At 67.6% G+C, this 22,469-nt stretch carries 20 protein-coding genes; 11 read left to right on the forward strand and 9 right to left on the reverse strand.

Annotated features, from left to right (window positions below):
• The coding region (locus tag AC1D1S_RS02380) for a YdeI/OmpD-associated family protein (protein ID WP_476993631.1) at positions 1-371 on the reverse strand (371 nt) is incomplete at its 3' end.
• 92 nt (positions 372-463) lie between these two features.
• Between AC1D1S_RS02380 and AC1D1S_RS02385 the strand changes: the two genes are divergently transcribed.
• On the forward strand, positions 464-1,240 hold the full coding sequence (locus AC1D1S_RS02385; protein WP_476993632.1) for a VOC family protein: 777 nt from the start codon (positions 464-466) through the stop codon (positions 1,238-1,240).
• Positions 1,241-1,318: 78 nt separating this feature from the next.
• Here AC1D1S_RS02385 and AC1D1S_RS02390 read toward each other — a convergent pair whose 3' ends face one another.
• The 5 genes from AC1D1S_RS02390 to AC1D1S_RS02410 are packed head-to-tail and all read right to left on the reverse strand — an operon-like array spanning position 1,319 to position 8,770.
• The gene (locus tag AC1D1S_RS02390) at positions 1,319-2,581 is read right to left on the reverse strand and encodes a M20 family metallo-hydrolase (protein ID WP_476993633.1); all 1,263 of its coding nucleotides are present in this window, start codon (positions 2,579-2,581) and stop codon (positions 1,319-1,321) included.
• A gap of 9 nt (positions 2,582-2,590) precedes the next feature.
• The gene (locus AC1D1S_RS02395; RefSeq protein WP_476943159.1) at positions 2,591-4,351 is read right to left on the reverse strand and encodes an amidohydrolase; all 1,761 of its coding nucleotides are present in this window, start codon (positions 4,349-4,351) and stop codon (positions 2,591-2,593) included.
• Positions 4,352-4,370: 19 nt separating this feature from the next.
• Positions 4,371-5,798 carry a gamma-aminobutyraldehyde dehydrogenase gene (locus AC1D1S_RS02400; protein ID WP_476993634.1) on the reverse strand — a complete coding sequence of 476 codons (1,428 nt, stop codon included), beginning with the start codon at positions 5,796-5,798 and terminating at the stop codon, positions 4,371-4,373.
• A gap of 12 nt (positions 5,799-5,810) precedes the next feature.
• Positions 5,811-7,436, reverse strand: coding sequence for a thiamine pyrophosphate-dependent enzyme (locus tag AC1D1S_RS02405; protein ID WP_476993635.1), 1,626 nt, complete (start codon positions 7,434-7,436; stop codon positions 5,811-5,813).
• Positions 7,433-8,770 (reverse strand): MFS transporter, encoded by a 1,338-nt coding sequence (locus AC1D1S_RS02410; protein ID WP_243181502.1) that lies wholly within the window; start codon positions 8,768-8,770, stop codon positions 7,433-7,435. Before AC1D1S_RS02410 ends, AC1D1S_RS02405 begins: the two co-directional genes overlap by 4 nt.
• 153 nt (positions 8,771-8,923) lie before the next feature.
• Between AC1D1S_RS02410 and AC1D1S_RS02415 the strand changes: the two genes are divergently transcribed.
• The 6 genes from AC1D1S_RS02415 to AC1D1S_RS02440 all read left to right on the forward strand — a co-directional run bounded on the left by AC1D1S_RS02415 (position 8,924) and on the right by AC1D1S_RS02440 (position 15,205).
• Positions 8,924-10,117, forward strand: a complete 1,194-nt coding sequence (locus tag AC1D1S_RS02415) for a PucR family transcriptional regulator (protein ID WP_243181501.1) — start codon at positions 8,924-8,926, stop codon at positions 10,115-10,117.
• A gap of 38 nt (positions 10,118-10,155) precedes the next feature.
• Positions 10,156-10,695: an NUDIX hydrolase family protein gene (locus AC1D1S_RS02420; protein ID WP_079551800.1), complete on the forward strand. Its 540-nt coding sequence runs from the start codon at positions 10,156-10,158 to the stop codon at positions 10,693-10,695.
• Positions 10,696-10,815: 120 nt separating this feature from the next.
• Positions 10,816-11,898, forward strand: coding sequence for a DUF6707 family protein (locus tag AC1D1S_RS02425; protein WP_243181500.1), 1,083 nt, complete (start codon positions 10,816-10,818; stop codon positions 11,896-11,898).
• A 52-nt stretch (positions 11,899-11,950) separates the two neighbouring features.
• Positions 11,951-12,676, forward strand: coding sequence for an SRPBCC family protein (locus tag AC1D1S_RS02430; RefSeq protein ID WP_028278055.1), 726 nt, complete (start codon positions 11,951-11,953; stop codon positions 12,674-12,676).
• A 33-nt stretch (positions 12,677-12,709) separates the two neighbouring features.
• Positions 12,710-14,008 (forward strand): tRNA guanosine(34) transglycosylase Tgt, encoded by a 1,299-nt coding sequence (gene tgt, locus AC1D1S_RS02435; RefSeq protein WP_476993636.1) that lies wholly within the window; start codon positions 12,710-12,712, stop codon positions 14,006-14,008.
• A 258-nt stretch (positions 14,009-14,266) separates the two neighbouring features.
• Positions 14,267-15,205, forward strand: coding sequence for a type IV toxin-antitoxin system AbiEi family antitoxin domain-containing protein (locus AC1D1S_RS02440; RefSeq protein WP_476993637.1), 939 nt, complete (start codon positions 14,267-14,269; stop codon positions 15,203-15,205).
• A 156-nt stretch (positions 15,206-15,361) separates the two neighbouring features.
• On the opposite strand, the gene AC1D1S_RS02445 is transcribed toward AC1D1S_RS02440, so the two are convergent.
• Positions 15,362-16,057, reverse strand: a complete 696-nt coding sequence (locus tag AC1D1S_RS02445) for a queuosine precursor transporter (protein WP_476993638.1) — start codon at positions 16,055-16,057, stop codon at positions 15,362-15,364.
• 358 nt (positions 16,058-16,415) lie between these two features.
• Here AC1D1S_RS02445 and AC1D1S_RS02450 point away from each other — a divergent pair, with 358 nt between their 5' ends.
• Positions 16,416-17,240 (forward strand): ABC transporter ATP-binding protein, encoded by an 825-nt coding sequence (locus tag AC1D1S_RS02450; protein ID WP_476993639.1) that lies wholly within the window; start codon positions 16,416-16,418, stop codon positions 17,238-17,240.
• Positions 17,240-18,022 carry an ABC transporter permease gene (locus AC1D1S_RS02455; protein ID WP_476993640.1) on the forward strand — a complete coding sequence of 261 codons (783 nt, stop codon included), beginning with the start codon at positions 17,240-17,242 and terminating at the stop codon, positions 18,020-18,022. The genes AC1D1S_RS02450 and AC1D1S_RS02455 overlap by 1 nt, the downstream gene beginning before the upstream one ends.
• A 138-nt stretch (positions 18,023-18,160) precedes the next feature.
• On the opposite strand, the gene AC1D1S_RS02460 is transcribed toward AC1D1S_RS02455, so the two are convergent.
• The gene (locus AC1D1S_RS02460; RefSeq protein ID WP_476993641.1) at positions 18,161-19,594 is read right to left on the reverse strand and encodes an MFS transporter; all 1,434 of its coding nucleotides are present in this window, start codon (positions 19,592-19,594) and stop codon (positions 18,161-18,163) included.
• A gap of 157 nt (positions 19,595-19,751) precedes the next feature.
• Between AC1D1S_RS02460 and AC1D1S_RS02465 the strand changes: the two genes are divergently transcribed.
• Positions 19,752-20,636 carry a hydroxymethylpyrimidine/phosphomethylpyrimidine kinase gene (locus AC1D1S_RS02465; RefSeq protein WP_476993642.1) on the forward strand — a complete coding sequence of 295 codons (885 nt, stop codon included), beginning with the start codon at positions 19,752-19,754 and terminating at the stop codon, positions 20,634-20,636.
• 31 nt (positions 20,637-20,667) lie between these two features.
• A complete protein-coding gene (locus AC1D1S_RS02470; protein ID WP_243181492.1) occupies positions 20,668-21,030 on the forward strand; it encodes an iron chaperone in 363 nt (120 codons plus the stop codon).
• Between the two features lie 91 nt (positions 21,031-21,121).
• Here the strand turns inward: AC1D1S_RS02470 and AC1D1S_RS02475 are convergent, their stop codons facing one another.
• Positions 21,122-22,393 (reverse strand): serpin family protein, encoded by a 1,272-nt coding sequence (locus AC1D1S_RS02475; RefSeq protein ID WP_476993643.1) that lies wholly within the window; start codon positions 22,391-22,393, stop codon positions 21,122-21,124.
• Positions 22,394-22,469: the final 76 nt, after the last annotated feature.

The following is a 22,469-nucleotide window of genomic DNA, read 5'->3' on the forward strand; positions in this document are numbered from 1 at the left end:
CCCGAATAGGCGGCCTCCCAGCGCCCGTCCTCCTTGGCGGCGGCGACGGCCGCCTGCCCGGCGGGGGCCATCCGCCCCGCCGCCTCCAGGCGGTCAATTCGCTCCACGTTCCGGGCCGACCACACGCTCTTGGGTCCCCGCCGGGTCATCCGCTGGAATGAGCTTTCCTCGTCCCGGCGCCGCCCCTGCCCGTCGATCCAGCCGAAACACAGCGCCTCCTGCAGCGCGGCCTCGTAGTCCAGCTCCGTCACCGATCCGCCCTTTTTGTGCAGCACGAGCCACACGCCGGGACTCTGCGCGTGGTGCTGCTCCAGCCAGGCGCGCCACTCGGCGGCGTCCTTCACCAGCAGTTCCTCAAGTTCAGCAGCCATGGCCCCATTGTGCCCTGCTGTGCTGACCGGAGGGGTGCTTTGGTGGCACCATGTCAGGAGGAGCCAAAAACCGTCCCTCGCAAGGAGATCCCATGCTGCGCGTCCGCCCGATCCACTACACCYCCCGCATGGACCAGTGGGAGGGCCTGCTGTCCGCCCTCGGCATGGTGCGCACGGTCGACGACGGCGACTGGCAGGAGTTCGACGCCGGCTCGGGCCGCCTCGCGCTGCACCGGGTAGCGGCGGGTGCCGCCGGGGCTGATGCCGCTGCCGGTGCCGGTGCCGGAATGGTGCTGGATGGAAAGACTGACTTCGGCGTCGAGGTCGGGGATCTGGCGGAGTTCGCGCGCCGCACCAATCTGGCCGGCGCGGAGGACGGGACCACCCCGGCCGAGCTGGTCAGCGCCCGCCACGGCGATACCTGCCGGATCACGGGCGAGGACGGGTTCGGCTTCTTCGCGGACAAGGCCGCCCACGGCGCGCAGTGCGCGGACGCCGATCCTGCCCTCGCCGTCGTCGAAGTCTGGTTCACGCCCGACGCGGCCGCCGCCGCGCAAACCCTGCGGAACATGGGCGCCCGGCTGCGGCCGGCCCCGGACGACGACGAAACCGCGGATTTCACGGCGAAGAACGGCGGTGTGCTGATGGTCCGGCCCGTCAGCGGGGCCGCCCGGACCGGTCTGGGGTTTGAATACACCGGCGACCTCGCCGGCCTGCGGGACCGCCTCGCGGCCGCCGGCCACCGGGTCAGCCTGACGGAAGAGGCCTTCGGGCGGACCCTGCACGTGGCCAACCCGGACGCGGCTGACCTGCCTGAGAACCCCAACGGGGCGATGCTCTGGATCTCCCAGAAGACGGAAGGCGCCTGAGACGGCACTGGCCAGGCGCCTGGGGGGTTCCGCGGTGGCCGCGGAGGACCTGTGGACTTCAGCCCTTGGTGGCCGCGGTCAGTCTTCCAGCGCCCCGTTGCAGAGCCGGTTCACTACCTCGGTGAGCATCGCCAGACCAGCCACGATGTCCTCATCCGCGGTGTATTCGTGCTCGTTGTGGGAGATCCCGTCCACGCTGGGCACGAACAGCATCACCGTCGGGACAAGGTCCTTCATGTTGGTCGAATCGTGCCCGGCCAAGGTCATGACCGGCTTGTTCGCCAGGCCCAGGTCCGCCGCCACCTTGGCCGCGAGTTCCACGCCCTCTGGCTGGTAGGGGGTCACGGGCCACGTGTGGGAGTGGTTGCGCTCCACCGTGACGTTCGCCAGCTTCTCGATCCCGGCGATCCGCTTGTCCAGCAGGGCGTCCGCCTCGGCAAGGACAGCTTCGTCGGCGCTGCGCAGGTCCAGCAGCAGGCTCACCCGGGACGGCACCACCACGGGCGAGTTGGGGTAGACATTCAGCTGCCCGACGGACGTGTGCAGCACGCCGGGGTAGGTGTCGGCGAGTTCCCGGGCGGCGACCACCATCATGGACGCGCMCAGCAGCGCATCCTTCCGGTCGGCAATCACGGTGGAGCCGGTGTGGGCCTGCTCGCCGTGGACCACGAACTCGTATTTGTTGGCCGCCCAGTTGGAGTTCACCAGCCCGATGGTGATGCCTTCGCGTTCCATGCTCCGGCCCTGCTCAATGTGTATCTCGGCACAGTACGCGGCTTCGGGGCCCTCATAGCTGCCGCGGCAGCCGATCGCGTCCAGGGCCTCGCGGACCGAGACTCCGGCCGCGTCCGTGGTGGCCAGCGCGGTCTCGAGTTCGAGCTTTCCGGTGTAGACGGAGGAGCCCATCATGGACGGCTTGAAGCGGGAGCCCTCCTCGTTGAACCAGTTGACCACCGCGATGTTGAACCGGGGCTGCCCGGCTGCTCCGGCCGCGGCCCACTGCTCCACGAGCCGGAAGGCCGCGTGGGTTGCGGCGAGCACGCCGTACGCGCCGTCGTAGCGACCCGCCGTCGGCTGGGAATCCATGTGGGATCCCACCACCACGAAGGGGGCACCCGGCACGGCCTCATAGAGGCCCCACTGGTTGCCGACCCGGTCGAACCGTACGGTGAAGCCCTTGGCCTCCAGCAGGCCCGTAAGCCATTGCCGCTGCTGGCCGTCCGGCACGCTGGCGGCCTGGCGTTCCACACCGCCGTTCTCGGTAGCGCCGAATTCGCTCATGATGTGGAAGTCCCGCACGAACGCGGCGTCGCGGGTGCTGAAAGAGGTCTGAGTGGTCACGGTTTTCCCCTATGAACGATTGGTGGCTGTGCTGAAGAATGGACCGGTTGCGGCCGAATCGACCGCAACCGGGGACGTGAGGCCGGGGGTCCGGAACGTAAAGCTCCCCCCGACGGCGGTTGCCAGCACCTCGAGGTCGGCGATGCTGCCCGCGGTGAGCGGGGACCCGGACAGGACGGTGAAGTCGGCCAGCTTCCCGGTGGTCAGTGAGCCTTTGATGCCAGACGTGCCCGTGGCTGCGGCGGCTCCGGTGGTGTAGGCCGCCAGGGCCTGGAGCGGGCCCAGCCGCTCGTCCGGGTTCCCGAACACGGCCCCGGAGGCGGTGCGCCGGTCCACGAACGCCTGCATGCCGCGGAGCACGTTTCCGTCGGCCACGGGGCGGTCGGAGCTGCCGGCGAGTGTCACACCGGCGGACAGGAACGACGCCGCCCGATAGGCCCAACCGAGCCGTTCCGGGCCGAGGGACAGCGTCATGCCGTCCCCGCCGTCGGCGAAGAAGCTCGCCTGCGGGGTGACGGCGATGTCCGCGGCGGCCAGCCGTTGCAGCTGTTCCGGCCGGGTCATCGAGGCGTGTTCGATCCTGTTGGGCACGGTCCGGGGGCCGTATTTGGCGGCGCAGCCGGTGATGATGTCGATCGCGAGGTCAACGGCGCGGTCGCCGATGGCGTGCGCCGCGATCGACCAGCCGGCCGCGTAGGCGGCCTCGATCTTTGCCCGGAGCGCGTCCGGTTCGGCCTGGAAGTAGCCGGTGTTGCCGGTGTTGTCCGTCCCGCCGTGGCTGCAGTAGTCATGGCTGACCGCGGCCGTTTCGCCGAGCAGTGACCCGTCCAGGAAAACCTTCGCCGGGCCCAGGGACAGGAAGTCGCCGCCGAAGCCGCTGGCGATGCCCAGATCCAGTCCGGCCGGCGTGGTGCCCGGCGGGTGCTGCCCGCCGAGCGGGTGGAGGACATCCAGAACGGGCATCAGCTGCGCCCGGGCGTGGAGCCTGCCCGCGGAGGCCGCCCGCTGGTAGGCGGCCAGCTCCACAGGGCTGTGGCCGATCCAGCCGCCGCCGATCCCGGCCTCGGTGAAGCTCGTGATGCCCTCCGCGGCGTAGTAGCTGGTGGCCCGGTCCAGTGCGGCTTCGATCGCCTCGGACGAGTACGGCAGGATCAGCTGCTGGATCAGCTGCTGCGCGGTTTCCTGGACCAGCCCGGTGGGGCGGCCGTCGGCGTCGCGGACAATGACGCCGCCGTCGGGGTCCGGAAACGACGCCGGTTCGGCGCCGGCCAGCCGGAGCGCAGCCGTGTTGACTACGGCCATGTGCCCGGAGTTGTGCCGCATGAACAGCGGCCGGTTTCCCGTAATCCGGTCCAGGACGGTGATGTCCGGGAACTCGCCGCCGTGCTGCTGCTGGCTGAAGCCGGTGGCCAGCAGCCAGTCCGGTTCCGGCCCGGTCCCGGGCTCCGGCTCTGGCCCTGCCTCAGGCCGCGCGCTGTCTGCCGCCATGCCGGCCTCCAGCAGGGCGTAGAGCTGCGTCAGGCCGCGCGCGGCGGAGACGTCCAGTTCGCCCAGGCCGAGCCCGAACCAGGTGGTGTGGCAGTGGGCGTCGATGAAGCCGGGGGTCACGGTGGCGCCGCCGAGGTCCAGGACTTCGGCTGCGTCCAGGCCTGCCAAGTCGTCGTCGAGGCCCACAATCCGGCCCTGCCAGACTCCCAGCGAGGTGGCATGCGGGCGGCGCTCATCCATGGTGATGATGTCCGCGTTGCGCAGCAGCAGATCGAGTTTCAAGGGTTACCTACGCGGTTCTTTAGCGGTGGGAGGTGGTGACTGACTTGATGCGGGTGTAGTCCTCCAGGCCAAAGACGGAGAGGTCCTTGCCTGTCCCGGAGTGCTTGAAACCGCCGTGCGGTGCCTCGGCCGGGATCACCTGATGGCAGTTGATCCAGACGGCGCCGAAGTCCAGCTCATTGGAGACCCGGGTGACCACTCCGTGGTTGTTGGACCAGACGCTGGAGGCCAGCGCGTACTTGGTCCCGTTGGCCAGCTCCAAGGCTTCGGCCTCGTCCCGGAAGGGCTGGATGGTGACGACGGGTCCAAAGATTTCCTCGCAGACCACCTCGTCGGCCTGGAACACCCCGTCGATGACGGTGGGTTCGAAGTGGAAGCCGGCGCCCGTCCGCTTGCCTCCGGCCAGGACCCTGGCGTTCGCGGGCAACCGGGACATGAAGCCTTCTACCCGGTCAAGCTGGGCGGCGCTGTTCAGCGGGCCCAGGTCCGCGGCGTCGCCGCCCACCTGCAGCGCTGCGGCTGCCGCGGCGAGCGCGGCGCCGAACTCCTGGTGGATGGAGTCCTCGACGAGCACACGGGTCACTGCGGTGCAGTCCTGCCCGGCGTTGAAGAACGCACCGAGCGCGATCTCCCTGGCCGCCAGGTCAATGTCGGTGTCGGCGAAAACGATCGCCGGTGCCTTGCCGCCGAGTTCCAGGTGGACGTCCTTGAGGGTCTTCGACGCCGCGGACATCACCTGAGCCCCGGCCCGGGTGGAGCCGGTGATGGACACCATTTCCGGGATCTCGTGATCCACCATGGCGGCACCGGTCCCCCGGCCGCCGCAGATGACGTTGACGACGCCGGCGGGGTAGGCCTCCTGCGCCAGTTCGCCAAGCACCAGGGTGGACCAGGGCGTGGTGTCGGCCGGTTTCAGGACCAGCGTGTTGCCGGCGGCGAGCGCCGGTCCGATCTTCCAGATGGCCATCATGAACGGGTAGTTCCACGGGGTGATCTGGGCGACCACGCCGAGGGGTTCGCGCCGGACGCTGGAGGAAAAGCCGCGGACGTATTCGGTCTGGGCGGTCCCGGACACCACGCGGCAGGCGCCGGCGAAGAAGCGCAGCTGGTCGGCGCCGCGGAGGATCTCGATCTCGCGGGTGATCTGGCGCGGCTTGCCGGTGCAGGCTACCTCGGCGTCCAAGAGCCTGTCGACGTTGGCCTCGATGAGGTCGGCGAGTTTGAGCATCATGGCCTGGCGTTCGGCCGGGGTGGTCCGCTTGTAGCTCTGGAAGGCGGTGTGGGCGGCCTGGAAGGCGCGGTCTACGGTGGCGGCGTCGCTGTCCGGGGCGGTGCCGAGCTGGACTCCGGTGGCGGGGTCGAAGAACGGCAGGGTGGCCGCGTCCGAACCGTMGGCGGCACTGCCGGGGACGATCTCACCGTTGATGATGTTGTGCAGGGTGATCATGACAGGCTCCGGTCAGTTGCTGGCGGTCTTGGGCGAGCGGGTGGTGGGGTCCTGTGGGAGGTGCAGGACTGCCGGCAGCCCGGAGTCGACGGCACGGCGGAAAGCGGCGCCGAAGTCCTCTGCCTTCTCGACCCGTTCGCCGTAGCCGCCGTAGGACCGGGCCAGTGCGGCGAAGTCCGGGTTGGTCATGTGTGTGCCCGAGGGCCGGCCCGGGTAGTGGCCTTCCTGGTGCTCACGGATCGTGGCGAAGATGCCGTTGTCCACCACGAGGGCGATGAACTTCCCGCCGTGGCCCATGGCCGTGGCCATTTCCTGGCCGTTCATCATGAAGCAGCCGTCACCGGCCACGKAGATCACCTGGCGGCCGGGGTAGGCCAGGGAGGCAGCCACCGCCGCCGGGATCCCCATGCCCATGGCCCCGTTGCGGGGTGCGGCGAGTGAGTTCGCGGTGTTGTGCTTCAGGTAGCGGGCCGGCCACAGCGAGTGGTTCCCCGCCCCGTAGGTGATGACGGCGTCGTCGTCCATTTCCTGCTTGAGGATTTCCATGACGACGGCGAGGTCCACCCCCGTGCCTCCATCCGGCTGCGCCGAGGAGAATTTTTCGTAGTCGGCACGGGCCCCGGCCAGCCAGCCGGCCTCGGGATCCGCCGCGGAATCCGTGGCGGCGAGTGCGGTGGCGAAGGACGCGACGTGGGCCGGAATGTGCTGGTCCAGCCGGCCGAAGTGGCCCAGCAGATCGGCGCCGGGGTGGACGACGACGGTGACGGCATCCAGTCCGCGCTTGTAGCCGTCGGAGAGCACGTCGGCGCGGACGCAGCCGACGAAGACCAGCAGGTCGGCCTCGTCGAGGCGGCGGGCGTTGGCGTCGCTACGGGCGTAGCCGAGGTAGCCGGCGTAGGAGTCGCTGCCGTGCGGGACGGCGTCATAGGCGCGGAAATCCGCGAGCACCGGGATGCCGTGGCGGGCGGCCCAGCCGGCCAGCGCGTCGGAGGATGCCTGGTTCCAGCCTTCGCCGCCCACCACGATCAGGGGCTTCTTGGCCGCGGCCAGGCGCGTCTCGAGGCCGGCGAGATCGGCTGCTGCAGGTTCAGTCCGGGCGACGGTCCGGGGCTCCACCGTGGCCGATTCGATCGCGTGGACCAGCACGTCTTCGGGCAGGCCGATCACCACGGGTCCCGGCCGGCCGCTGAGTGCTGTGAAGATGGCGTCGTCCACCACGCGGGCGGCGGAGGCGGCGTCGTCGAGCGTCACGACTTTCTTGGCGGTGCTGCCGAACCAGGCGTTGATGTCGAATTCCTGGAACGACTCCCGGCCGCGGTCCGCGACCGGGATGAGGCCCACGAACAGGATCATCGGGGTGGCGTCCTGGTGCGCGGTGTGGATGGCGATGAAGGCGTTGGCTGCACCGGGACCACGGGTCACCATGGCCACGCCCGGAAGCTCCGTGAGCCGGCCTTCGGCTAGGGCCATGAACCCGGCGCCGCCTTCGTGGCGGGTCACCACGGTTTCAATGGAGGATCCGTGCAAGCCGTCCAGCACATCCAGGAAGCTCTCCCCGGGAACACCGTAGACGCGCTGGATACCGGCTCGTTCCAGCTGGGCAACAATCAGGTGCCCGGCGGTGGTTGTTGCACTCAATGCTTCATTCCCTTTTCTTCGATACTCAGTGCGGGGAGGAAAATGCCGGACAGCGCGGTCAATACGGACACCACCAGCAAGATGATGGCGCCGGGCCAGAATGAGTTGCCATTGGCGGCCACGAGGGCGGTGGCGATCAGCGGCACGAAGCCGGAGATGACGCCCGCGCTGTTGGAGGTGATGGCGACGCCGGTGTACCGGACCTTTGTGGCGAAGAGTGCGGTCAGGGCCGTTCCGGACACCGCGTAAGGGATGGACAGGGTGCACACGCCGATGATCATGGCGATGATGACCAGGGCGGGGTTGGCGGTGTCGATGGCCAGGAAGACCGGCACGGCGATGACGGCGGATGCGATGCCGCCCCAGAGGATGACCTTGCTGGCACCGTATTTCTCGCCCATGCGGCCAGCCCAGATCAGGGCGAAGATTTCGAAGACGGCAGCGAGGAGCGAGCCGAGAAGCAAGGTTTCGTAGGGCATCTTGAGCACCTTAGTGCCGTAGAAGACTACGAAGCTGGTGATGAGGTAGAAGCCGCCGATGCCCAGCAGCGCCGAGCACATGCCCACCAGGATCTGGCGCCAGCTCTTCGTCAGGACGCCGCGGATGGGGGCGTGCTCGGTCTCGCCAGACTCCATGAGGGCTTCGAATTCCGGGGACTCGCTGAGCTTGCTGCGGATCCACATCGAGATGGCCAGCAGCGGGATCGCCGCGATGAACGGGATGCGCCAGCCCCAGGCATCGAAGTTGGCTTGGCCCACCAGGTAGAGCATTCCGAAGAAGCCGCCGGAGGACAGGATGGTGCCGATAGGCGAGCCGAGCTGCGGGAGGGCAGCGTAGCGGGCGCGCTTGGCAACCGGGGCGTTTTCGACTGCGATGATCACCGCGCCGCTCCACTCGCCGCCGACGGCGAGGCCCTGCAGGATGCGCAGGGCAACCAGCAGGATGGGGGCCGCGACGCCGATCGTCATGTAGTTCGGGAGCAGGCCGATGAGCCCGGTCACGAGGCCGATGCCCACGATGGTGACCATCAGGATCTTCTTGCGCCCCACCTTGTCCCCCAGGGCCCCGAAGATGAAGCCGCCGATCGGGCGGGCCACGAAGCCCACGGCCAGGGTGGCAAAGGAGCTCATGGCCGAGACGAAGGGRTCCTGGGACACGAAGTACTGCGCGTTGAACACCAGCGCTGCGGCCGTCGTGAACAGGAAGAAGTCGTACCACTCCAGCGCCGTTCCGACGAGGGCCGCGAGGGCGACTTTCTTGGCCACGCTCTCATCGACAACCCGGGGCAACTGCGGACTGGCGGTGGTGGTGGCGTTGCTTGCGCTGCTTGCCATGATTACTCCAAATAATGCGGAAGGGATGGAACCGGCCGATAAGGCCGACGGGGTGTGACTGCGCTCACCCGGTTTCTCTTGTTCCATTCTGCCAGTACATTTCGTCCAAAAAACTAGCATTGCATCACGCATTTCCATGCCTAAAATGTGTGAATGCACAATTTTCATTCGCCGGGTGATTCCCTGCGCTGGGCCGAACTGGTGGAGCTGCTCCACGGGCGGCTGGACACGCTGGCCGAAACATTTACGGCGAGGGTCCGTGACATCCCCGAGTATGCCGAAAAACAGGTGGGCTCCGGCGATCTCGAAGTGACTGCGCGCGAAACATTCAGGCGCTTGGTGGACGGGCTGCGCGGACAGGAACTCCGGCAGCAGTCCACCCTTGGTCCGGCGATGGAGTCGCTCCTCGAATTTGCTGCCGATCTKGGCGCCAAACGCGCCCGGGCCGGCATCCCGCCGGAGGCGCTCATCTCGGCCGTCCGGCTGGACTTCAGCATCATCTGGGAAGGCCTGCTGCAGATCGCCGATGCCGAGGACGCCGCGCTGCTGGCATCCAGTGTGGACAGGGTCTGGCGCGTCGTGGACCAATTCGCCACGCGCACCCACACGAGCTATCTGACCGAACGCGTGCGGATGGCCCAGGAGGAGTCCAGCATCCGCCGCGAATTCATTGCCCGGCTCTTCAACCAGGCTAGCCCCACCGCGGAGACCGTCAGCCAGGTCGCCGCCGCCCTCGGCGTGGACTCGACCGCCCGCTTCGGACTCGTGGCGGCCAGTGGCGACGCAGCAGTGAGTCTCCGAACGGCCGCGACCAGCCTGGGCTCCGGGCAACAGACTCGCAGCCGGTTCTTCGTCCACGAATTCGGTGGGAACACCTACGCGTTCTGGCCGCTCCCGCCATACCGGGACGGCGCCCGGCACTCTGTTCCCGCCGCGTTGACCGACATCCCATGCGGTTATGTTCCGGGCGTCGCCGGGCTGCGGGCGCTGCCCGCGGCCGCCCGCACGGCCGGAAGCCTCGCCTCCCTGCTGCGGCCTTCCGATTCCGGGCCCCTGTCAGCGGAGGCCGCCTGGGCCCGGCTGGCCAAGCAGCAAATGCTCGACGTCGGCCTGGACCTGCTGGCCGACCTTGAGGCCGGCCTGTCCGGGTGCCGCGGCGGCGAACGGGAGCGGCTGAAAGAAACCGTCCAGCATTACTTGGAAACAGGGAGCATTACGGCGACAGCGCAGCAGCTCTTCTGCCACCGCAACACCATCCTCAACCGGATCAGCCGCTTTCAGGATCTGACAGGCGTGGACCTGGCGGTCCCGGCGCAGACGGCCCGGCTCGTCGTCGCTTGGGCGTGACGCCGGGGTTCGGGGACGGGATGGGGTAGAACTTAACCATGAATGTGCGCACCCCTGACCCGAATCCCGGCTGGCTCTCCGACGACGACCTGTTCGAAGCGCGGGGCAGGCTGCCGATGGTCTATGTCGAGGCCGTTCCGGTCCGGCTGGACCCCCTAGGGTTCGTGAACGAGGTCGGCACCCTCCTGCAGGCCGACGAGGACGGCACCATGGTCCGGTCCCTGGTGTCCGGCCGCGTTCTCTACCGCGAGACCATCCGCGCCGCCCTGCTCCGCCACATGGAGAAGGACCTGGGCCCGCTCGCCTTCCCGCAGCTTCCGGTCAGCCCGGTGCCGTTCACCGTGGCCGAGTACTTCCCGTCGCCGTCCCATACCGGCTTCACGGACGACCGCCAGCACGCCGTTGCCCTGGCGTACATCATTCCTGTGACCGGCGAATGCTCCCCACGGCAGGACGCCCTTGAGCTGACCTGGATGACCCCGCAGGAGGTCATGGGCACGGACGTGCAGCTCGAATTCAGCGGCGGCCGGGGGGCCCTGATCCGGCAGGCCCTGGCTTTCGCGGGAGTCGGCAACTAGCCGGTTCCCTTGGGCCCGGCGCCGGCCGGGGACTCTCGGGGGCTCCCCTGCGTCCCCGACTTCGTGCGGCCGATTTTGTAGACTGTTGGGCGGACCGCAAGAGAACTTTAAGGACTCCCGATGACCCACCCCCCAGCCTCCCGGAACTACAGTGAACAGCAGGCTGGATCTCTGCGGGCCGGTGACCACCTGATTCTGCCCGACGGAAACCGCTCCGCCGAGATCCATCGCGTGGATGTCGAAACCGACGACTTTGGGACTCCCGCCATGGTGTTGGCGACCCTCAGCGGTGGCGGTGTGCTGCGGATCGCGGCGGGATCACTGGTCCGCGTTACGGACGACGCCGGGGCCGGCACCCCGGCGTCCGACGGCGGCGCGACCGGCACGCCAGCTCCTTCCGATTTCGGCGCCCCCGCGCCGGACGAGGCTGAGCCGGTCGCACCTGGGCCCGACGCAGCTGAATCCGACACTGCTGGGTCCGACGCACCTGGCTCCGACGCTGCCGGGCCCGACAATACGGCGGCCGCCGCCGTCGTCGTTCCTCCCCAGCCTGTTGCGCCCCCCGCCGTGAGCGGACCCAGCGAAGCGGACCTGGCGCTCATCCCGGCACCCGACGGCACGCCGGAGTCGGTGGTGGAGGCCGCGGCCGAGGCCCATCCGGGCGCCGTCGGGGTGCTCCTGCTCAGTGAACGGCTCGCCAAGGGCATCAACACCAAGTCCGGGAGCTGCCTGAAGGATCTCAGCGACCTCGCGCACGAGCTCTTCGTCACCCTCAAGGACCCCGACAACGCCCTGGCGGTCGCGGACCTGCTCAACGTCCTGCCGTTCGACGGCAACCCCGACCGCTGGGCCTCCGTGGAGTCATCGCTGGCGCTCTCCAGCTACATCTGCCGCCAGCTGGGTCAGGACCAGCGCGCCGGGATCTACGAGAAACTGCTCCGCGCGCCGGAGGCCATGGAAACGGACCCGTTCAAGGCCAGGATCAACGCCAAGGTGCGCCAGCGCTCGCTCAACGAGCCCAACCTGTACGACAAGGAAATCTTCCGCTCGATCGACAACGCGAACCAGGATGCGGAACGCGACTGGCGCCTGCTGCGGCTCGAGGCGCTCCTGTTCCTGCGCGCGCACGGCGGCTCCGAAACGATCGGCACCGTTGAGCTGGAACGCCGGATCGCCAACGAGCTCGAATCGGTCCGCGCCTGAGGTCTAGCGTTGGGCCCTACCCGTGGCGGGCACGGAGTTGTAGATTCACCCCATGACGAACAATCTGAGCGTTGTGATCAATTCCGACGCGCAGCAAGTTTGGACCATGCTGCGCGAACCCGCCAAGATCGCCCAATGGCACGGCTGGGTGGCCGATGACCAAGAGGCCGAAATCAACGAAATCTACTTCGGCCCCAATGTGGTCGAAGGCGCCGACCACACCTCCCTGGTGGTCGACGGCGGCGACGTTTTCACCCTGAAACCTGTCCCCACGGGCACGGAGGTCAGCGTCACCCGGGCGGCAATCGACCACAATTCCGAGTGGGCGGCCTGGGACGAGGACATCACCCAGGGCTGGCTGACATTCCTCCACCAGTTGCGCTTCTCCCTGGAACGGCACCCGCACGGCAAGCGCCGGACCTTCTTCTTCTCCGTGCCCGGCTCCGGCGGTTCCGCGATAGAGAAACTGGGGCTCAATGATGTCCCGTCGCCGGGGGACCCGTATTCGCTCACCCTGCCCACGGGCGAGGAAATCTCCGGCAAAGTGTGGTTCCGCAGCAACCACCAGGTGGGCCTGACGGTCCACAACTATGCCGAGCACGGGGACGGCCTGCTGATCGTGGCGGACCAGCCCGCCATCGCCGACGTCCGGCCCGACGGCGGATCCCTCGCAATCGTCTCCACCTACGACCTCGGGGCCCACCAGCTGGAGGCGGTCCGCGACTACTGGGACAAGTGGCGGGCTGAGAACTACCCCACATCGGATCCCGTCCACTGAGTCCTGAGCTGCGTTAGCTGGCACACTTGAACCGTGCCAGCCAATCCTGACTTCGCGTCTTCGTCCCCCGCGCCCGCCCGGCAGTCCGAATTCTCCTTCCGCGTGGGCAAACGCCTGAGCGAGGCGTGCCCGCCGTCGGCCGGGCAGGTTGCCGCCAACGGCGGTGAGTTCCTGGGCCGGACCGGCACCATCGCCACCCCGCACGGGGAGATCCAGACCCCGGCGTTCATCGCCGTCGGCACCAAGGCCACGGTCAAGTCCGTGCTGCCGGAATCCATCGCCGAACTCGGCGCGCAGGCGGTGCTGGCCAACGCCTACCACCTGTACCTGCAGCCGGGCGCGGACATCCTGGACGAGGCCGGCGGCCTGGGCGCGTTCATGAACTGGCGCGGTCCCACGTTCACCGATTCCGGGGGTTTCCAGGTGATGAGCCTGGGCTCAGGGTTCAAGAAGGTCATCGACATGAAATCGGTGGACAATTCGGGCCCGGACGACGCCGTCGCCCCCGGAAAGGAACGCCTGGCCCACGTGGACGAGGAAGGCGTGTGGTTCAAGAGCCATCTCAACGGCGACCGGCACCGCTTCAGCCCCGAGATCTCCATGAACGTCCAGCACCGGATCGGCGCGGACATCATGTTCGCGTTCGACGAGCTCACCACGCTGCAGAACTCCCGCGGCTACCAGGAGGAGTCCCTGGAGCGGACCCGGCGCTGGGCCGAGCGGTGCATCACCGAGCACTTCCGGCTCACGGACGAGCGCGCCGGTAAGCCCTACCAGGCCCTGTTCGGGGTGATCCAGGGCGCCCAATACGAGGACCTGCGCCGCAAGGCCTGCCGCGACCTCGGCGCCATGAACTTCGACGGCTTCGGGATCGGCGGGGCGCTGGAGAAAGAGAACCTCGGCACGATCGTGCGCTGGTGCAACGAGGAGCTGCCGGAGAACAAGCCGCGGCACCTGCTGGGCATCTCCGAACCGGACGACATCTTCACGGCCATTGAAAACGGCGCGGACACCTTCGACTGCGTCTCCCCCACCCGGGTGGCCCGCAACTCGGCGTTCTACCACCCCACCGGCCGGTTCAACCTCTCCGGCGCGAAGTACAAGCGCGACTTCGGCCCGCTGCAGGAAGGCTGCGACTGCTACGCCTGCCTGAACTATTCGCGGGCCTACATCCATCATCTGTTCAAGGCCAAGGAGATGGTCTCGGCCACCCTGATCTCGATCCACAACGAACGCTTCGTGGTGAAGATGGTCGACGACGCCCGGCTCGCCATCGAGGCAGGCAAGTTCTTCGAGTTCAAGGCCGAGACCCTGGCGAACTACTACTCCTAGGGCGCCCCGGCGTCCAGCCGGACCTCATCGTCCGCKGCACCACCGCCCGCGTTCCCACCCGAAGCGGCCGGCCTCTCGAATTCGCGGGAAACCACCGACTTCGCCGTAACTTTGCGGCGCCCTCGCCACGTTCCGGCGAATTGGGCGGCGTCCAAAGCAGCCGTCCCCCCAAAGAAGCCAAGGTGCGGCGCTCTCGTGTTATCCACATAGCGACGGCGGGGCCTCCCGCCTGCTCCTGCAGCGGCCGAAGCTGGTGGCATGACGCATAACCCCGTGTTGGAGCTGCCGGCCGGTAACCTCTGGCGCACCGAACAGCTCCTGGATCTCGGCTTCAGCTCGCGCGCCGTCCGCTCGCTCCTCGATTCAGGCACTCTCGTCCGGCTCCGGCACGGCTGCTACATCCGCGCCAGCCTCTGGAACGCCCAGTCGCCTACTGTCCGGAGCCGGCAGCTCATCTACGCGCACGCCCACGGAACGCGTACGACGTCGACAGGAGCCTTCCACTACAGCCACACTTCCGCAGCGCGCCTCCGCCTTCTCCACCTGTGGGAAGTGGATGACGTGATCCATGTCCTCCAGAAGGTACGGCCTTCGAACGAGCGTCACGGCAGGGACGTCCGCTGTCACACGCGCCCCTTCGCCGACCACGACGTCGCCGTGGTGAACGGCCTCCGGACCACGTCCCTGGAGCGCACGACGGCCGACTGCGCCATGCTGCTGCCCTACAGGCCGGCGTTGATCCTCACCGACCACGCGCTTCGACTCGGCGCGGACCCGGGCGCCCTGCAGGCCATGGCAGATGATCTGGACGGCCGCCGGGGCATTCGGACTTTCCGCCGCGTCCTGGCCGCGGCCGATTCTCGCTCCGAATCTCCCGGTGAGACCCTGACCCGCGACCTGATCCTGCGGCTGCGGATCCGACCACCTGAGCCGCAGCTGGAGGTGTCGAGCCGCGCCGGGCGCCATCGCCTGGACTTTGCATGGAAGGAGGAAAAGGTCGCCCTCGAGTTCGACGGCAAAATCAAGTACTTCGACTACAGCCCCACGGCCGAGGTGCTCTTCGAGGAACGGCGCCGGGAGAAGGCCTTGGTTCAAGAGGGCTGGCGGTTCGTCCGCGTGGAGTGGAAGGACCTCTTTCGCGAGCAGGAATTCAAGCACCGTCTGCTTCGTGCGCTGGCCGGCCGCCGGTGCCCCTGAGCGTCGAATGCGTTGCGGCGCCCGGCACCCCGCACCCCGCAGACTCGAATTCGCCGGTAGCGCGCCACGTCGTCGGACACTTACGGCGACACCGCGGGTTTCCGGCGAATTGGGCGGCTGCTGGCTCCGAACCGGCCGGCGCACGGCGGCGGAGTCCTAGGCGCCGTAGCTCGGTTCGCGCTTCTTGACCCAGCCGATGGCGAGCGAGGTCAGCGGGACGAAGGCGAACTCCACGAGGGTCTTGTAGAGGAAGCCCACGAGGACGTAGTTCACGAACATCGCGGCGTCGGTAATTCCGATCACGGATGCGGCGATGCTGCAGAAGATCAGGGTGTCCACGAACTCACCCGCCACGGAGGAGCCCATGATGCGCGCCCACAGGGACCTTTCCCCGGTCCGTGACTTCATCTTCACCAGGATCCAGGAGTTGATGGTCTGGCCGGCGAGGAAGGCCAGCAGCGATGCCAGCACAATCTGCGGGACCGGCCCCAGTGCGCCTTCCAAGGCTGCCTGTTTGGAGGAACCGTATTCGTCGTCGAACCCCGGAAGGGCGATGATGACCCAGTAGCAGAGCGACGCGAAGACGGACAGCGCAAAGCTGGTGATGATGGCCTTGCGCGCCACTTTGAAGCCGTAGACCTCGCTGATGACATCGCCCAGGATGTACGCCAGCGGGAAGAGGAAGAAGCCGCCGTCGGTGATGACGGGGCCGATCGCCACGCCCTTGGACGCCCCGATATTGGACAGGATCAGCACCACGGCCATGACAGCGAGCATGATGCCGAAATGTGGGGAGCCGATCGAGGCGAACCTTGGTGTGGCTGACGCCGGGAAGGTCTTGGCGGAGGTCATGGGCATTCCGTTCGTAGTGGTTCGCTCGGCGGCCCACACCCGCAAAGGGAACACGCTGGGCGGCCGGCTGTATTAGCACTGGACGGCCCCGGTAACACAAGCAGCCGGAACCGCCTCCATTCTCGCACCCGACGGTTCGGGCACGGCGGTATGGGGGCGGCGGCATGGGAGTCTGGGCGGCGGCCAGGAGCCGCGAGTTCGCGGCAAGCCCTCGAGCTCGCGGTAAATGTACGGCGACCCGGCGCGCTTCCGGCGAATTCGAAGTCGCAGCGCTTCCGCACTGCCCATCCTATGAAGCTTGCCCACACCCTGCGAACGCTCCGGGCGTGGTGGCAGGATGGGGCCAAGGAGGAGCCCCATGCCTGACACCGCAGTTTCCACGCGCGCCCTCGTCAAGCGGTACCGCGACGTCACCGCCGTCGACTCGCTCAACCTCGACGTCCGCCGGGGCGAGATCTACGGGTTCCTCGGCAGGAACGGGGCGGGCAAAACGACAACCATCCGCATGATGCTCGGCCTGATCCGGCCGAGCAGCGGGGAGGTGAGCGTCCTAGGCCAGCGCATCATACCTGGCGAGACCGCCGTGTTCGCCCGCGTTGGCTTCCTCGTCGAGACCGCGACCGCCTACCCCAACCTCACCGTGCGCGAGAATCTGGACATCCAGCGCCGGCTCACCGGGTCGCCGCCGCGGTCGGTCGCCGAATCGATCACGCTGCTGCGCTTGGATCCTTATGCCGATCGGCGTGCCGGGCAACTCTCGCTCGGCAACAAACAGCGTCTCGCTCTCGCCCGCGCGCTGCTGCACTCCCCCGAACTGCTCGTGCTCGACGAGCCCGCTAACGGCCTTGATCCGGCCGGCATAGTCGAGATCCGCATGCTGCTCCGTTCGCTCGCCGACAAGCGCGGCGCCACCGTCTTCATGTCGAGCCACATCCTCGCCGAGATCGCTCACCTGGCCGACCGCATCGGTATCGTCCACGACGGCCGTCTCATCGAGGAGTCGTCGCGCGACGAACTCGCCGCGAAGGCGCGCGCGTTCGCGACTGACGCCTACACCCCGGAAGAGCGCGAGCAGGCGCTGCTCACACTGGATCTGGAGCGCTACTTCCTGGCGCGGACGGGCGATGCGCGCGGTGCCGATGGCCGGAGGAGCGGCGCTTCGTCCGAGGGCGGCGCGGTTTGATGTTCGGTCAGGTTCTTGGCACCGAGTTCGTGAAGCTCCACCGTGCCAAGGCGACGTGGGCCACGCTGGCGGTGCTCGCGATCATGCCGCTCGGTATTGCGCTTTTCATGTGGATCGTGCGCGAACCGGGGCGGGCGGCCCAGCTGGGGCTTCTGGGTACCAAAGCGAGCCTTGCCGGGCTTGAGGCGACGTGGCTCCAATACTTCTACATGCTCACGCTGGTCTTCGGTGTCGGCGGGATGCTGCTGCTGACGTTCATCGTCGCCTACCTGTTTGGCCGGGAGTACGGTGATGCCACCGCCAAGAACATGCTCGCGCTGCCCGTGGCCCGTCATTGGTTCGCCGCCGCGAAGCTGGCGGTCGCGGCCGTGTGGTGGATGGCGCTCATCGTCATAGTCCTCGTCGAGGCCATGGCGATCGGACTGGTGTTGGGGCTGCCGGGGTTCTCGGCAGAGTTGGCCGTGGCGGGAATCGCACACGTGCTCCTCGCTGCGACGATCTCGTTCCTGCTCGCGCCTGTGGTCGCCTGGATCGCTGTGTGGAGCCGAGGCGAAGTGGCCCCCATCGCTTTCTCGCTCGTTATGCTGGCCCTGGGCAATCTGTTCGGCAAGACCGGCTGGGCGGAGTGGTTCCCTTATTCGATCGTCCCGCTGCTGATCGGCATGGTGGCCGATCCTGTCGGCTCGCTTCAGCCAGGCAGCTATGTTGTGCTCGCGGGAACGTTCGTGGCGGGCACCGCCGCAACGATCCTGCAGCTGCGGTTCGCAGACAACGCCCAATAGCGTGGGCCCGGGCCGCCGTCGTTGTCGCCGTCCATTCGCGCCTTAGGCCGCGAGTTCGCCGGATACGCGCCAAGTCGCCGCGAACATACGGCGACCCGGCGCGCTTCCGGCGAATTCGAGGACGGCCTGCGGCCTGCCCTAGCGGCGCGAGGCGTCGATGAGGTCCTTGTCCTCGTCCCTGCCGCCGTCGCCCGGACCACCAGCAGCCGCCCCCGGGGCCGCGCCCGGACCAGCAGCCACCCAGGCGTGGCCCTGTTCATGATCCAGGTGCGTAGACTTCTTGTTCTTCAGGGCGAAGATGTAGACCAGCAGGGAGATGCCGATGGCCACGGTGACGTAGGTGAAGAACAGCTCTTCCTGTCCGGTCTTCTGCAGAGCAGCGCCGATGAGCGGGACGGTGCCGCCGAAGAGAGAGTTGGCGATCGCGTAGCCCAGGCCCACCCCGAGGGCACGGATGGACGCGGGGAAGAGCTCGGCCTTCACCAGGGCGTTGATGGACGTGTAGCCGCCTACGATCAGCAGGCCGCCCATCATGAGCAGGAACGCGGTGATCGGATCCTTGGTCCCGGCGAGAGCGGACAGGAGCGGCCAGGTGAACAGGACGCCGGTGATGCCGAACCACAGCAGCAGCGGTTTGCGGCCGACCTTGTCCGAGATGATGCCGTAGACCGGCTGGAGCAGCATGAAGATGAACAGTGCCCAGAAGTTGATGACCGACGTGTCCGTCTTGGCGATGCCGGAGGTATCGTTCATGAACTTCAGGATGAAGTTGGTGTACGTGTAGAACGCCACCGTGCCGCCAAGGGTGATTCCGATGCAGATCATGAGCGGCTTCCAGTAGCTGGTGAACAGCAGCTTCATGGTTCCGGGCTGCGCCTGGCCTCCCACGGCAGGGGCCTTTGCGGCCTCGAGCTGTTCGGCCGAGACGGTTTCCTCCATGGAGCGCCGCAGCCACAGGACCACCAGCGCGGCCACGCCGCCCACCGCGAACGGGATGCGCCAGCCCCACTCGGTCAGCTCGGCCTTGGGCATGGCGTTCTGCAGGACCACAAGGACCAGCAGTGCCAGCATCTGGCCGCCGACCAGGGTGACGTACTGGAAGCTGGAGAAGAAGCCGCGGCGCTTGGAGGTGGCAGCCTCGGACATGTACGTGGCGCTGGTGCCGTACTCACCGCCCACGGAGAAGCCCTGGATCACGCGGATGAGGACCAGCAGGATCAGGGCCCACAGGCCGATCACGTCCTGGGTGGGCAGCACCGCGATCGCGAAAGAGCCGGCGGACATCATGGTCACGCTCAGTGTCAGCGCGGCTTTGCGGCCCTTGCGGTCGGCGTAACGGCCAAAGAACCAGGCACCGATCGGGCGCATCAGGAAGGACGTCGAGAAGACGGCCATCGCCTCGAGGCCGGCCTGGAGCTCGTCCTTGGAGTTGAAGAAGTGCGCCTGGAAGTAGGCCGCGAACACGGTGTAGACGTAGAGGTCGTACCACTCGACAAGGTTGCCGGCCGAGCCTTTGAGGATGTTGCCGACGGCTTTCCGGGTCTGGGCCGCTTCGGTCAGTTGGGTGCTCATCAATGAACCTTCCTGGATCCGGCGCCGCCGGTAAGCAACACCGTCCGCCACCCTAGCCCGCGTGATCCGGAACACTCAGGTTTTGTTCATACTGTTCATGGAATGTTTGTTCATGAGCACAATGCTGGCGGATTTGGCGGGATGGCAGGATGGGACCATGACTTCTACCGCATTCGATTCCGCCGTCTTGACTGCTTCCGATACAGCTACCGGGCCCGCCTCCTCCCCCGCCGTCGCGCTGACCATCGCAGGCTCCGAAGCGACCGGCGGCGCCGGCGCGCAGGCTGACCTGAAGACGTTCCAGGAACTCGGCGTCTTCGGGATCGCGAACCTGACCTGCATCGTGTCCTTCGACCCCAAGGACAACTGGAACCACCGCTTTGTCCCGGTGGACCAGCAGGTCATCGCGGACCAGCTGGAAGCGACGACGGCGGCTTACGGTGCCGCGTCCGGCGCACCGGCCGTGCTGGACACCGTCAAGATCGGCATGCTGGGCAGCCCGGCGACGATTTCGACCGTGGCCGCGGCGCTGGCGGCCGGGCAGTTCGCCAACGTGGTGCTGGATCCGGTGCTGATCTGCAAGGGCCAGGAGCCGGGCCACGCCCTGGACACCGACCAGGCGCTCAAGTCCCACATCCTGCCGCTGGCCACCTTCGTCACCCCCAACCATTTCGAGGCCGAGTCGCTCTCCGGGCTGGAGATCACCGACGTCGAGTCCCTCAAGGCCGCCGCGGTCCGCATCCATGAGCTCAGCGGCGCCGCGGTGCTCGCCAAGGGCGGCGTGCGGCTCGAAGGCCCCGACGCCGTCGACGTCTACTATGACGGCGAAACCCTGGAAGTCCTGTCCGCCCCGAAGGTGGGCGAGGTGGCAGTCTCCGGCGCCGGGTGCTCATTGGCCGCGGCGGTGACGGCCGAGCTCGCCAAGGGCGCGACGCCGCTGGCCGCCGCCCGGACGGCGAAGGCGTTTGTGACCGCCGGCATCCGGAACCGCGTGGCCTCGGGCGCCCCGTTCGATGCCTTGTGGCAGGGCGGCCCGCGCTAACTCGTTGCTGGGATCATTGGAGGAAACGGCAATGGCACAGCACTTTGAGTCCGTGGAGGAATACATCGCCTCGTTTCCTGCTGACGTGCAGGAGGCGCTGCAGGAGATCCGGCGGCACTGCCATGCCGCGGTACCAGGATCAGGGGAGATGATCAGTTACGGCATCCCGACGATCACGCTCGGGGGCAAATACGTCGTCTATTTCGCGGGCTGGGCGCACCACATCTCCGTCTACCCCGTGCCCGACGGCGACGAATCGCTGAGCACGGAACTCGCCCCCTACCGCGCAGCGAAGGGCAGCCTGAAGTTCCCGTTGCGGAAGCCTGTCCCGTACGAGCTGATTGGAAAAGTGGCGGCGGCCTTGGCACAAGAGCGCCGGAGCGGGACGCCCTAAGCCGCCGAGTTCGCCGGAGTCCCTCCAGTTCGCCGGAAGTTTGTGGCGAACTGGAGGGCTTCCGGCGATGTGGGTGCCGGTAGGCCACCCGTCAGCGCGGGTCCGCGACCTTCCCCATGAAGACCGGGAGCCCGGTTTCGGTGTGCACGACCTCGTAGAGGAACGGCCGGTCGAAGTCGATGGTCTGGTCCGGGAGGGGACGCACACCGGTCACGGCGCCGTTGATCTGGGTCACGGCGGCGGCCACCGTTCCCTTCTCGGCAACGGTGATGTCGGCGGCCTGGGCGGCCTGCGTAAGCGTCAGCTTCGGCTGGATGGCGTCGAAATCTTCGGTGGTGACCAGGGTCCCGGCCAGTCCCAGCGCTTCAAATACCTTCCGCAGGTCGAAGGTGCTCTTGTGGTCCCACTTGGGCAGGGAGATCAGTGCGGAGACCTCCTGGGCCGTGTCCAGGGCCGCCGCAATTGCCGCCAGCTTGGCCGCCGTGAGGGTCTCCGGCCCAACGCCTGGACCGGGCAGCACCAGCCGCATGGCAAAACCTTCTGCGTATGGCAGCTCCACCGCCCGCCAGCCAGGGCCCTCCGCATAGGCCAGCTGCAGCGAGTTGTACATGGTCGGCACGCTGATTTCCTCGCCACCTGAGGTCGTGAAAGGTCCGTCCGAGGTGTCGTTCGGGTCGAAAGGAGACTGCCACGCCGCGGCGAAGTACAGGGCATTGAGGAGGCTGAACGTGTTGTCGCGATCGTACTCCGCGGGTGCTTTCTTGATCCGGCCGCCCGTGTTCCGGTCCACCCAGGCATCYAGGGCCGGCCTCGTGGCGGCCTCATCCCGGAAATCCACGGGGTACACCCCGGTGCCGTAGTGCCGGGCAAGGGTTTCCAGGTAGTTCCTCCCGGTTGGTACATCCTTGTCCACAAACAGACCGTTGGCCGCATGCATGACCGGCTTCCGGGGCGGATCCTTTTCGTCGACCGAGCCGGGATCACCGTCATACGCCGCCAGGGACTCGAGCAGGGCGTTCATGGCCTCATCCCGGTTGCCGTCCGGGAGCCCCAGCACCTGGTCCATTTCGACGGCGGTCTCCCCGGACGCCCCTGCCCGCAGCATGGCGAGCGCGATCAGCAGGCTGCCGGGGGACGACACCACGTTCCCTTCGGCCCCGTCACCGCCGTCGGCCAGCAGCGCGGCTCCCAACGTCAGGGCGGAAGCCCGGAATGCCTGGAATTCGGCAGCGTACGCGGCGCGGTCCACCGGAACCCGTTCGACGCCGTCGGCCTTCACAAGCCCTGGTACCGGGGGCGCACAAGCCGTGAGCACCGCGATGGTTCCCGCCGCCACAATTTTCGCCACGCGGTGATCTTTCATGGCCACACCTTTCGCCTCGATGGGTGCGCAGTTCGCCGGAATGTCTCCGGTTCGCCGGACATATCCGGCGAACCGG

The sequence above is a fragment of the Arthrobacter sp. P1_A5 genome (assembly GCF_056406825.1).